Source organism: Psychrobacter sp. APC 3279, from assembly GCF_030407795.1.
Taxonomy (GTDB): Bacteria; Pseudomonadota; Gammaproteobacteria; order Pseudomonadales; family Moraxellaceae; genus Psychrobacter.
In genome coordinates this window covers 65,115-78,406 of sequence record NZ_JASDCR010000010.1, presented here as the reverse complement: position 1 = coordinate 78,406, position 13,292 = coordinate 65,115, and the positions used below count along the sequence as shown (strand labels likewise).

Below are 13,292 nucleotides of genomic sequence, written 5' to 3'. Positions count from 1 at the left end.
GTGCTGGCAGGCGGATACTCATGGTAATTGAAGGCGTTTTTTTGTTAGAATATGCCAACATATTTAAGAGCGTACGACTCGCTCACTATTAACTTTAATGCTAAGGGCAAAAGGTATGATGAATATTTTGGTGGTTGGCTCAGGTGGTCGCGAACACGCATTGGCATGGCAATGTGCAAAAGATGACAATGTAAAAAATGTCTACATCGCTCCTGGTAATGCTGGCACCGCCCTTGAGCCTAAATGCCAAAACGTTACGCTAGAGTCTACCGACGCTGACGCAGGCGAGCATAGTGCTGTTATCGCGTTTTGTCAAAATAATGATATCGACATGGTAATTGTTGGTCCAGAAGCGCCTTTGGTTACGGGTATTGTTGATGCTTGTCGTGATGCAGGTATCAAAGCATGGGGCCCAACAGCATACTGTGCACAGTTAGAAGGCTCAAAAACTTTTGCTAAAGAGTTCATGGAGCAAAACAATATCCCAACCGCTGCTTATCAAGGTTTTACAGACGCAGTCGCTGCAAAAGCCTACGTCGATGAGCAAGGCGCGCCTATCGTTATCAAAGCAGACGGTCTTGCTGCAGGTAAAGGCGTCATCGTCGCTGAAACGATCGAACAAGCACATGAAGCTATCGACGATATGCTAGCGGATAATAAGTTTGGTGATGCTGGCAGCCGCGTGGTTATCGAGCAGTTCTTACAAGGTGAAGAAGCCAGCTTTATCTGTATGATTGATGGTGACAATATCCTACCAATGGCAACCAGCCAAGATCACAAACGTGCTTTTGAAGGTGATACTGGTCCAAACACTGGCGGTATGGGTGCCTACTCCCCTGCTCCAGTTGTTACGAGCGATGTTCATAACAAGGTCATGCAGCAAGTGATTCAACCAGTAGTCGATGCAATGAAAAACGCAGGCCATCCTTATACTGGATTCTTATACGCTGGTCTTATGATTGATAAGGCAGGCGACCCGTATGTCATCGAGTTCAATTGCCGCTTTGGTGATCCAGAAACGCAGCCTATCTTAATGCGTTTGCAGTCATCAATGGTCGATTTGGTCGCACAAGGTTTGGCAGGTCAATTACCTAGTGAAGCCAAATGGGATGCGCGCCCTGCTCTAGGTATCGTTGTCGCATCAAAAGGCTACCCTGAAACTTCATCTAAAGGTGATGTGATTGCTGGCTTGCCAGAACTAGATCCTAACAACGACGAAGCTGTTAAAGTTTTCCATGCTGGTACGGCACTTTCTAACGATAATGATAAAGAAGTCGTCACAAACGGCGGGCGCGTCTTATGTGTGACTGCGCTAGCAGATAGTATTTCTGATGCTCAGCAAGCTGCATTAGCAGTTACCGCTGCTATTAGCTTCGATGGTGCGCAGTATCGCCGTGATATTGGACACCATGCCATCACTCGCGAAAATGCTTAGCAGCTAAGGCATCCTAAAAACATATTGAGTAACGTCTTGGACAATGTTTTAGATAATGCGAAGGTTTTGCTCAATGTGTTTGATTAATAGTATTTCTGTATTTTATGGCTCTACATCACTATTTGACCTAGCATCATGCTAGGTCTTATTTTTTAGTATCTTTTTGACACTTAGCTATTAGTTATAAATAGATTTTTCTAAGTTTTAATAACAAGTGACCTTGCTAAAAAATTCTAGCTATTTATCAATCATACTCAAACTAGTAAGCACCTATTTATCAATAGTTACCGCTAGATATTAGCTTACAAAGTAACTATCAATGGCCAGTTCAGGCTCATAAAACCCACACGCTTTATATGATACAATTTTGTACCTGTGCATCACGTCTCCCTTGTATTGTAGGTTTCGAACCCGCAAATCAATACCAATTGGATGAATGATTATACTTATGGCAAATGATACGTCTAAACCTTTTAGCAACAAGCAGTCAATCGATAGCCTAAAAACCTCAGGGTTTGATCGTCGTATGTCGATTGCAAAAACTTCTTTGAATATTGGTCGTCGTTGGGCGGGTAATAGCGTGTCTGGTATGTTCTTAAATAAAGAAGCTCGTACTGCACGCAATCAGGCGTTTATGGAAACTCAAGCAAATTATCTGGCATCAGAGCTAGGTAAATTGAAAGGTTCGGTCGTCAAGATTGGTCAAATGCTAGCGATTTATGGTGAGCATATACTGCCGCCAGAGATTACGCGTGCTTTGCAAACCCTTAATGATGACACGGCAACATTGACTTGGCCGACGATTGAGCAAACATTACGCCAGTTACTGGGCAACAAACTAAACGAGCTAGACATTGATCCTGTCCCCATCGGAACCGCTTCTCTTGCTCAAGTTCACCGTGCGACCGTACTCGCCACTGGCGAACAAGTTGTATTAAAAATTCAGTATCCGGGTGTGGCAGACGCTATCAACTCTGATCTTGCCTTGTTCAAACGATTGTTAAAAGTAAGTAATATCGTTCCCCAAACACGCGCACTCGACGCTTGGTTTGAGGAAATACGTGACCTACTCCATCACGAAGTCGATTATGAAGCGGAAGCGGCTACGACGGAGCGTTTTTATGAGCGTTTAATCGATGATCCTCGCTATATCGTGCCTAAGATTAATCGCACTTATTCTAAAAAGCGTCTGCTATGTATGTCATACGAGCCAGGTATCACTGTGGTCTCGGAAGCACTGCAATTACTACCTCATGAACGCCGTAATGCCATTGGCCAAGCAGCCATAGAAATCATGATGCAAGAGATTTTTGTATGGGGTGAGATGCAAACAGATCCCAACTTTGGTAATTATTTAGTGCGTGTGAGCGAAAACGATGAAGATATCGATAGATTGGTTTTGCTAGATTTTGGAGCGATTCGTCAGTTTGATGGTAACTTATTAACGATTGCCCGTGATCTACTACGTGCGGGATATCGCCATGACCAGCAAGCAATGAGCATTGCTATGAAAGGATACGACTTTTTCGATAGCATGAGTAATAAAGTACGTTCGGATATTGCCTCGTTATTTTTGCTTGCTACCGAGCCTTTTAGTGACCCTGAGAAAAATACCAACATCCCTAGCGAATGTTTAGATGAGCAGAATCGATATATTTGGGCCAACAGTAAACTACATTCACGTCTATCCACTACGGCCACACGTGCAATGCAATCTTTTGAATTTAATCTACCACCAAAAGAATTTATGTTTATTAGCCGCAAGTTTATCGGTGCATATACTTTTCTGACTGTTTTAGATGCGCATACCAACTCTAATAGCCTCGTAAAACCTTATTTATAAACCGTGCAAATTTTTGGCCGTCCTTTAGTGACGGCTTTTTAATTTTTTTATTTTATTTGCTTAGGCTATTTTATATCTAATATTACTAACTTTACTGTGTATCACTGATATAAGTCCTATATTTACTTAGGCTATTATTTTTCGCTTATAGCACTTACCTGCCAATCATCAAATCTTGTTTTATACCACTTCGGCTTACGAATGCTTAGCTCCCAACACACTTCTTGTCGGGCAAGGTATTTCACTTCGAAATGAGTGCGCTGACTGGTCGCTGGTACTCGAGAACGTGTTGATGGTAGACACCATACTTTGGTTGCTTGGTGTTCTGCATTGTCCATATAGGATTCGATATTAGTGACTAATATCACCTCTCCGCCCACCTGCAAGCGTGATAATAAAAACTCAAAAAAAGGCATGTTCAGCCATTGCTGATTTGGATTGTGCTGTTCAGGATTGGGATAAAGAATATATATTTTAGCCAAGCTATTTGGTTTAATGGCATGCACTGTCCATGCAATCGCATCCGCATGAATCGCGTCTAGGTTTGATAAATTTTGTAGAGTAGCTAATTTTGAGAATGCTTCAAATTTATTACGCGTGCGTTCAATGGCTATCAGATGCTTATCAGGATTTTGTGCAGCAAAGCTAAGTGCATGCTTACCCTTCCCTGCCCCAATCTCTAGCATCAACGGTTTTTCATCTTTATTATCATTGATGATATTTGGAATAATAAAGTCACGCGGTGCTGACAGTTTTTGTGGTTGAAAGGCACGCTCTTGCTGATGCGTGAGATCAATATTGTCGGTCATCTACTATCCTTAAAGCATTTGTCTTTTGTCATTATTCGGCCCCATGCTATTATATAGTCAATCCACTTGAATAGTAATACAGCGATAGCAAGTACGCCTCGTTTAGTCGTAATTTCAATGACGGATGCGTTTTATGCTTATGCCATATGCAACCAATACTAATAACATTTAGGACATTTCTCTTTTATTATGACTGATTCTACTGCAAGCACGCCCCCAAAGACCTACCCTTGTCCACGTTGCGGTACTCAGACGGCCTGGCAAGACAATAAATATAAGCCGTTTTGTAGCAGTCGCTGCAAGCTGATTGACTTAGGTGCTTGGGCAAACGAAGACTACACCTTACCTGCAGAAACCACGCCTTTTTCTGACGAGCTATAACCCACACTCTTACTCAATTATTATACAAAGGATGCTTTACATGTCTGCTACTTACCTGATGCCCACTTATAATCGTCAACCAATCAGCTTTACACGCGGTGCAGGCAGTTGGCTCTATACCAAAGATGACACGCCTTACTTAGATGCCTTAACTGGTATCGCGGTATGCGGCTTAGGACACTGTCATCCACAAGTCACTGACGCGATTCAGCAGCAAGCAGGTACGTTAATTCATACAAGTAACTTGTTTGGCATTGATTGGCAAGAGCGCGCTGGAGAGATACTATGTACCGCCGCCCAAATGGACAGTGTGTTTTTTGCCAATAGCGGCGCTGAAGCCAATGAAGCTGCATTGAAACTGGCACGTTTATACGCGTACAAACAAGGTTTTAAACGTCCAAAAGTTATCGTAATGGAGCAATCGTTCCATGGTCGTACGTTATTATCTTTGTCAGCTACTGCAAATCCAAAAGCGCGCGAAGGGTTTTATACGCTAGATGAGGACTTTATTCGTGTGCCATTTGGCGATATAGCTGCCGTTAAACAAGCTGCTCAAGAACATGATGACATCTGCGCTATCTTTGTAGAGCCGATTCAAGGCGAAGGTGGCCTAAATACGGCAGCCAATGGCTTCACTTATCTTGAAGAGTTGCAAGCAGAATGTGACGCTCATAACTGGCTATTTATGCTGGATGAAGTGCAAACAGGTAATGGCCGTACGGGTAAATATTTTGCTTATCAACATAGCAATGCTCGCCCTGATGTGTTGACGACAGCCAAAGGTCTAGGTAATGGTTTCCCAGTCGGTGCGTGCATGGTACGTGGCCGCGCCAATGGTCTGTTTGGTGCTGGTAGCCATGGCTCTACTTATGGTGGTACGCCATTGGCCAGCCGCGTGGTACATAGCGTATATGACGTGCTAGCAAATAGTAATATTATGGAAAACGCAGTAACTGAGGGTTTATTTATCAGAGAAAGTATCGTTGATACATTTGGCCAACATGGCGTTAGTAGTCGCGGTGCAGGTATGATGATTGGTATCGCGCTACCTGAAGATATGGATTGTAGCCAACTGGTGGATCGTGCCCGTGATGAGCAAAAGCTGATCATTAATGTGACCGGTGGTCATGTTGTACGTTTGCTGCCGCCGCTTAACATGAGCCGTGATGAAAGCACACAAGTCGCTGAGCGTTTAATCAATCTGTTGAAGCCATCATTTTAAAGCATGCTTCAACGTTAATAACAGACAACAAAAAAGCCTATAGATGATTCATTATCTATAGGCTTTTTGCTAACTGCTTATTGCTAACTAAAAACGTTTCGTGCGTAGTGAGAACAACACTTAGTTTGCATGGAAGTATTTTTTCAGTACTTCTAGGCAACGAGTAATTTTAGCTGGCTGTTGGTCGCGATTTAAAGTGACCGCATATAGCACAAAGCTTGGCAATTGATAGCCAGTCAACACTTCTACCAGCTCTCCACTTTCAAGCTCTTTTTTGACGTCCATTTCTAACATTCTAACCAAACCATGACCTTCTTTAGCCAACGTCGTTGCCATAAACACGTTATTGGTATAGATACGTGAGTTCATTTTGACACGCGTTTTTTTGCCAGTTTCAGTCTGAATCATATCGATCTGATTGGCATCTTTCATGATTTCAATACAGATTAATTGATGCTCAGCCAAATCTTTAGGCGTATTTAGCTTACTGTGCTGACGCAAATACTGAGGTGAAGCAACCAACAGTTGGCGCACATCGGTCAATGGATGACTGCTCAAACTAGAATCATTAATCGATGGACTCATGCGAATAGCAATATCAATACGCTCATCAATCATATCGATATAATGATTGTCAGCTAGATAGGTGACGCTTAAATCATCATGTGCCGCCATCCACGTAGAGAGTGCCGGCAGTATGTGATTAACACCAAGCTCAGGAGTCGTCGATACACGCAAGCTACCTGCTAGCTCATCACGCAATTGATTAACTTTGATACGCCCTTGCTCTGCTGCACTAACGACATCTTTTGCCGCTTCATAAAAGCTCTCACCAGCTTCTGTTAAGCTTAGCTTACGAGTCGAGCGATGTAGCAACACCACGCCAAGCTCGTTCTCTAGCGAACGAATTTGCTGACTGACTGCACTGGTTGTAATACCTAGCTCACGTGCAGAGCCACTAAAAGAGCCATGTCCGACCACACTGGCGAACACAGCCATACCGCGTAAATTATCCAACATATTCTCACCTAAACGTCATTTCAGTTTTTAATATAACTTAACCATTATAACGACTTTGCATTCATCTTATCGTTATCAAATGGTTCTCTCTTGTTTGATAAATATATTTTGACCCGTAATAAAAACAAAAATATCAAGGTGATATATTGCTATCACCTTGATATTTAATATAAAACTACGTTCAATATATAAATATACTTTTAGATACTTTGAGCAAACACTGCTCTAAAATCTCAATATAGCTGTACTTTACCCATTTTCCCCTCACCGCGTTCAGTTAAATACTGCATTACTGGTGTTTTTAGTAATTTCGTTTCAGCAACGGTTTTCGCTTGCTCTAAACGTTTCTTCTGTCGGCGCTCTGGGGTTTTATCTTCGGTCTGCATGATACTACTATCAATTTTCAAGTCAATGTCAGCTTGCGTAAATTGCTGTTGTAACTTAGCTGCCAATTGCTGAAAAGTGACCTGCAAATGCTTACTATCAACACTGGTCAAAAACGTGGCTTTGCCATTGCATTGACCAGTCATTGTACCTTGCCGTGCTAGTGCTAGCTCATCTTGTGCCAATACCTCGCTTTCACGAGCCTTCTGTAACCAGTAGTCCCACTTTTCTGGGTTCCACTCGCCGGTCAGCTCTTGAGGTGGACAACGCAGCAACGTACGTGGATCTTGATCAGAGTGGGCTGTTAACTGAGAATCATTTGCGCCAGGCTCAACAACTGGTTCAGGCTCAACAACTGGTTCAGGCTCAACAACTGGTTCAGGCTCAACAACTGGTTCAGGCTCAACAACTGGTTCAGGCTCAACAACTGGTTCAGGCTCAACAACTGGTTCAGGCTCAACAACTGGTTCAGGCATAGCACTAGTCACTGACTGCGATAAATTATCATCAATACCGCTTTGCAGCTCATCGTGACTTGAAGCCTGATAATCAACATTATAAAGCTCTGGCGGCGGTGCTGACGCCTCATGTACAATAGCATCTGAAGCTGATGCCGAAGAAACTGGTTCTATAGCTGGTACTTCGGTAGCAGACCCATTACTATCATAAGTATTGCTCAAGACTTCATCGACTGGCAATGGACGAAACGCCAGTAATCGCAAAATGCACATCTCAAGCGCTTGCATCGGTGTACTTGCAAGCTTGACACCTTCACGTGCCTGTACAATAATTTCATAATACAGCTGCAAGACATCAGGGCTAATATGCTGAGCTAGCGTATAAATATCTTTCGCTTGTGCCTCATTGACATTGAGAGCGACCTCAGGCAACATCTGAGTCAATGCCAACTGATGTAGCAGCTCAGCGAGCCCATCAAACATACTAGTCGCATCAACCATTTGCGCGCGCATTTGCTCAATATGAGCAGCAACCGCAGACTTATCATGATTATAAATATCTGTGATTAGACACACTAAGTCAGCAGCATCAATCAGACCAAGCATTGCGTTGACAGTCGCATCATCCAATGCGCCTTGACCAAAAGCAATGGCTTGATCGGTCAATGATAACGCATCACGTACAGAACCTTTAGCAGCACTTGCCAATTGCCAAATCGCTGGCTGAGTATAGCCTACCTGCTCTTTGGTCAAGATATTTGCCAAGTGCTCGCTAAGTAACGTTTGAGGTAATGGGCGCAGAACGAACTGCAAGCAGCGCGAAATAATCGTAATCGGTAGCTTTTGTGGATCAGTTGTCGCCAACAAAAACTTCACATGTTCAGGTGGCTCTTCTAGCGTTTTTAATAGCGCGTTAAAGCTGTGCGTAGACAGCATATGTACTTCATCAATCAGATAAACCTTATAACGCCCTTGACTTGGTGCATAAGGCACGTTGTCTAACAGCTCACGAGTGTCTTCGACCTTGGTACGAGAAGCGGCATCAATCTCAATAAGATCAATGAAACGCCCTTGATCAATAGCAACGCAGTTATCGCATACGCCGCAAGGAGTGCTGGTAATACCTGTATCACAGTTCAAACATTTAGATAAAATACGCGCAATCGTTGTCTTACCCACACCGCGCGTACCTGTAAACAGATAGGCATGATGCAAACGATTGTAATCAATCGCATTAATCAACGCTTGAGACACATGCGTCTGCCCAATCAACTCATGAAAGTTTTTTGGTCGGTATTTGCGAGCTAAAACTTGATATTGCTGCGTCATAAGAAATGCCAATGTAAATAATACAAATATAAATGAAGCGTCGGGCTAATGAATCATACTATGTTTTGGTTATAACTGAGCTTGAAGTTGGGCCAGCCGGTCATATAAGCGCTGAGTACTTTCATCAATCAATGAGCCTGCTTGATGAAAAATATCCAGATAAACCTCAGTGTTTACACTGTCTTCACACGGCCGAAACTCTACGCCCAGTAAAAATAAATCGTCCATTACAGGCTCCTGTAATTGGACATTAATATCTGACAGTAAGTCTTTATAAGAGCGCCGAACATTTTCTGCGCTTAGCGAACTGCTATCGTCTTGCGCATAAAACACCATGAGATAATGGCGTCCAAATACATGATAAGAATGCTCATGACGGATATATCCATTCCAGCGCGAGTCTTGATCCATGGTTCTATAAGCTAAGATTTTTTCTACTAGACACGCATAGGTATACATTGACTCATCTACCAAAATATCAACCTGCTCATTTGGTAAAGGTCTACCCGCTTCATAATAACGCTCAAGAACACTGTTAAACAGCTTGAACCACATCCGAGTATTTTTTTGCATCTCAGTCATTAAGGCATCGGCATACACAGTCTGATTCGGCTCTACTGCTTTAAGTAAGCGTAATTCAACTTGCTCAATTAACTCGTTATCGATTAGCTGTTCTTGCACCCTAATCGCTCGTTGATGAAAGTCAGGTGATTGTAGAAACTGTTTGAGCAATGTTGATTCGTTTTGAAATGATGCAAAGCTAGATAGTTGACGACGATGGAAGTCTAAAAAGGTTGTCAAATCACTTGGCGTCACCAATTGATTGAGGATATCAACGAAGTTTTGATGACTAAAGACTTGTAGGATACTTTGCTCATCATCTAAGTCTAAAACACAGTCTTCTGCAAAAAATCGACTGCCATACTCGTAGCCAACTGCATAAGATGAATGGCCCGACTGATCGTCTTGATGATTGATAGACAATGACGTCAAGCCAATAAAGTAAACCGCTTTATCAGTTGTCACAGCACTTCTATCTACAATTAGGCTGTCGTTTTTTTGATAAATCTGAGCGTGGCGTTTGATAAGTTGGTTAACAACTTCTTTTCTCCACTCACGAACTTTAGCATTATCCACTTCTTGTCTATTTGCTTGCATCACAACCGTATTGACGAGCAAATAAATAGTAGCGCCGGAAAACTCAAAAACAAAATCATAACCCTGAAAATGATCAGAGTCAGTGATTTTGTCATCAGGCAACTCATACAATGATAAAAAACATTGCTGAATCATTTTTTGCCATGGCGCATGTGATGCTTGCTGAATATCCATAATACCTCTATAAACGATATTTCACAAAAAAGCTTATACCCATTCTGTGAAAATGAGCAAAAGCTTTTTATGCTGAGTTAAGTATCAGTTTGGATTTACAGCAAGCAAACCCAGCTTAGCTGTCTTGTTTGCGGCGCATATGCGGGAACAAGATCACATCACGGATACTAGCAGAGTCGGTAAATAGCATTACTAGACGGTCAATACCAATACCTTCACCGGCTGTCGGTGGCAGACCATAAGACAATGCTTCGATATACTCTTCATCGAAATGCATAGCTTCATCATCGCCAGCGTCTTTTTCAGCGACCTGACCACGGAAACGCTCGGCTTGGTCTGCTGGGTCATTAAGCTCGCTAAAACCATTAGCCAACTCACGACCACCAACGAACAGCTCAAAACGATCAGTAATCTCAGGATTGTCATCACTACGGCGCGCTAGAGGCGAGGTCTCAGCAGGATATTCAGTGATGAACGTTGGCTGACGTAATTGATGCTCAGCCGTTTCTTCAAAGATAATTGTCTGTAGTTTACCCACACCAAACACATCTTTGACTTGTTGCTTAAGTGTCGTCGATGCATATTCTGCTAGGTATTCACGATCATTGATACGTGTCATGTCAAAGTTTTCAGCATATTTTGCAATCGCATCAGACATTGATAGACGAGCAAATGGTGCTTTTAGGCTAATGGCTTCTTCTTGATAAGTTAGCTCCGTCGTGCCTAGCACATCTATGGCTAACTGATTAAACAGACGCTCAGTCAAATCCATCAAGTCATGATAATCAGCGTATGCTTGATAGAACTCAATCATGGTGAATTCAGGGTTATGACGGGTTGAAACGCCTTCGTTACGGAAACTACGGTTAATCTCAAACACGCGCTCAAACCCACCAACGACCAAACGCTTAAGATAAAGCTCAGGCGCGATACGTAGATATAAAGGCATGTCTAATGCATTATGATGTGTCTCAAACGGACGAGCTACTGCGCCGCCTGGTATCGGATGCATCATTGGCGTTTCAACTTCCATAAAACGCTCATTAAGCATAAATTGACGAATACCACTGACGATCTGACTGCGAACCATAAAGGTATTGCGAGTCGTCTCATTAGTCATCAAATCAAGATGACGATTGCGATAGCGCGCTTCTACATCAGCCAAGCCATGGAATTTATTTGGCATTGGACGTAGTGATTTGGTCAGTAGCGTAATTTCTTCAATATGCACATATAAATCGCCTTTACCTGAGCGACCGATATAGCCTGATACACCAACAATGTCACCCAAATCTAGTGATTTAATGCTCGCACGCGTCTCCTCATCAAGCTCTTTACGTGCTACATATAGCTGAATACGGCCTGTCATGTCCTGAATCACAATGAACGAACCACGGTTGAGCATGACTCGACCCGCCACGTTGACTTGTGTTTTTTCACCATTCGCTGCTTTTTCTTCAATTTCCTGCTTTGAGACACCATCAAAAGCCGTCTGTAAGTCTTGCGCATAATCAGTGCGTTTGAACGTATTAGGATACGGCTGTTTACCTGAAGCACTAATATCATCTAGCTTGGCTTGCAGTTGTGCGATTAGCTCGTTAGCATCTTCTACGACTGGGGTTTGATCTTGGTTCTGATTATTGTGCTTTGACATAACACTCTCAATATTTTTAGGTAATTAAATGGATAAACGAAAACAGAAAAATTAAATCAATACTTATTATTATAAGAACAGACATGGTGATAAAAACGATAAAACTGTTGGTACTTTTAAAGACTAACTACTAGTCATTGCCACCGATACTGGCCATCAAATCGGCCTGATGCTCACGCAACAATGCATCAAGAATCTCATCCAAGTCGCCTTCCATAATGGAATCGAGCTTGTATAAGGTAAGGTTGATACGATGATCAGTCATGCGGCCTTGTGGAAAATTATAGGTACGGATACGCTCTGAGCGATCGCCACTACCGACCAAGTCACGACGTATAGAATCCGCCACATCGACCTGTGCTTGTACTTTGGCTTGCTGAATTTTAGAGACCAGCATTTTCATAGCATGTGCACGGTTTTTGTGTTGGCTACGCTCTTGCTGACACTCTACTACGGTACCCGTTGGAATATGCGTCAAACGTACAGCAGAGTCAGTTGTGTTCACGTGCTGACCACCAGCACCGCTTGAGCGGAAAGTATCCATTTTGATATCAGCAGGATTGATATCAACGGTATCATCAATCTCAACTTCTGGCATGACTGCGACCGTACAAGCTGAAGTATGAACACGACCCTGGCTCTCGGTTTCAGGGACACGCTGTACACGGTGAGCGCCCGATTCAAACTTTAGGCGACCATATACACTGTTGCCAGATACACGAGTGATGATTTCTTTATAACCACCATGCTCACCTTCATTTGCAGAGAGTACTTCTAGTGTCCAGCCCTGGCTCTGCGCGTATTTTTGGTACATACGGAACAAATCACCAGAGAAAATCGCTGCTTCATCGCCGCCTGTCCCTGCACGAATCTCCAAAAACGCTGGTACTTTATCGTTAGGATCTTTTGGTAGCATCATCAGATTAAGCGCTTCTTCCATCTCTACGATGATATCACGCGCACTCTCAATCTCATCGATCATCATCTCTTTCATGTCAGGATCTGTTGCATCGGCTAGCATCGCTTCTGCATCAGCCTGATCCGTTTCTGCACCCACGTAGTTTTGCCACAGCGTCGTGATCTCCATCAAGTCGCTGTGCTCAACAGACAATTCACGGAACTTGTTATTATCACTGATGACACTAGGATCTGATAATAAAGCGGTGACCTCTTCATAACGGTCTACCATCTGGTCTAAACGCAGGCGTAAGGATTCTTTCATAAAAGGACTTTTAATTGGATAAGAGGAATAAGCCCGTGATTATAGCAAATTTTTTGGGGTAAATTAAAACCTCTAATCATTCTTGTTGATATTGTCGGTAATCTTGACGTTATCTTCTCAAACATCTCTGTTTATATTTAGATGTCACAGCTTAATTTCAATAGCAAAAACGACAGACAAAAAAATAGCTAAGAATATTCTTA

Annotated in this window: 10 protein-coding genes; 4 read left to right on the top strand and 6 right to left on the bottom strand. The window is 42.7% G+C overall.

From position 1 onward, the window contains the following. The first annotated feature begins 118 nt into the window (after positions 1–118). Both purD and QL898_RS06980 read left to right on the top strand, forming a co-directional pair. Positions 119–1,435 carry a phosphoribosylamine--glycine ligase gene (gene purD, locus QL898_RS06985; protein WP_290176319.1) on the top strand — a complete coding sequence of 439 codons (1,317 nt, stop codon included), beginning with the start codon at positions 119–121 and terminating at the stop codon, positions 1,433–1,435. A gap of 448 nt (positions 1,436–1,883) precedes the next feature. Further along, entirely contained in the window at positions 1,884–3,278 is a 1,395-nt protein-coding gene (locus tag QL898_RS06980; protein WP_290176286.1) for an AarF/ABC1/UbiB kinase family protein, read from the top strand. Positions 3,279–3,412: 134 nt separating this feature from the next. On the opposite strand, the gene QL898_RS06975 is transcribed toward QL898_RS06980, so the two are convergent. After that, positions 3,413–4,087: a DUF938 domain-containing protein gene (locus tag QL898_RS06975; RefSeq protein WP_290176285.1), complete on the bottom strand. Its 675-nt coding sequence runs from the start codon at positions 4,085–4,087 to the stop codon at positions 3,413–3,415. A gap of 189 nt (positions 4,088–4,276) precedes the next feature. Here QL898_RS06975 and QL898_RS06970 point away from each other — a divergent pair, with 189 nt between their 5' ends. Further along, positions 4,277–4,468, top strand: a complete 192-nt coding sequence (locus QL898_RS06970; protein WP_160021707.1) for a DNA gyrase inhibitor YacG — start codon at positions 4,277–4,279, stop codon at positions 4,466–4,468. Between the two features lie 40 nt (positions 4,469–4,508). After that, positions 4,509–5,690, top strand: coding sequence for an aspartate aminotransferase family protein (locus QL898_RS06965; protein WP_160021706.1), 1,182 nt, complete (start codon positions 4,509–4,511; stop codon positions 5,688–5,690). 120 nt (positions 5,691–5,810) lie between these two features. Here QL898_RS06965 and QL898_RS06960 read toward each other — a convergent pair whose 3' ends face one another. The 5 genes from QL898_RS06960 to prfA all read right to left on the bottom strand — a co-directional run bounded on the left by QL898_RS06960 (position 5,811) and on the right by prfA (position 13,089). Then, the gene (locus tag QL898_RS06960) at positions 5,811–6,710 is read right to left on the bottom strand and encodes a LysR family transcriptional regulator (RefSeq protein WP_057760292.1); all 900 of its coding nucleotides are present in this window, start codon (positions 6,708–6,710) and stop codon (positions 5,811–5,813) included. Between the two features lie 233 nt (positions 6,711–6,943). Then, positions 6,944–8,881 carry a DNA polymerase III subunit gamma/tau gene (gene dnaX, locus QL898_RS06955; protein WP_290176284.1) on the bottom strand — a complete coding sequence of 646 codons (1,938 nt, stop codon included), beginning with the start codon at positions 8,879–8,881 and terminating at the stop codon, positions 6,944–6,946. Positions 8,882–8,950: 69 nt separating this feature from the next. Continuing rightward, positions 8,951–10,213, bottom strand: a complete 1,263-nt coding sequence (locus tag QL898_RS06950) for a hypothetical protein (RefSeq protein WP_290176283.1) — start codon at positions 10,211–10,213, stop codon at positions 8,951–8,953. A gap of 115 nt (positions 10,214–10,328) precedes the next feature. Next, on the bottom strand, positions 10,329–11,867 hold the full coding sequence (lysS, locus tag QL898_RS06945; RefSeq protein ID WP_102090341.1) for a lysine--tRNA ligase: 1,539 nt from the start codon (positions 11,865–11,867) through the stop codon (positions 10,329–10,331). Positions 11,868–11,997: 130 nt separating this feature from the next. Then, entirely contained in the window at positions 11,998–13,089 is a 1,092-nt protein-coding gene (prfA, locus tag QL898_RS06940) for a peptide chain release factor 1 (protein WP_290176282.1), read from the bottom strand. Between the last annotated feature and the right edge of the window lie 203 nt (positions 13,090–13,292).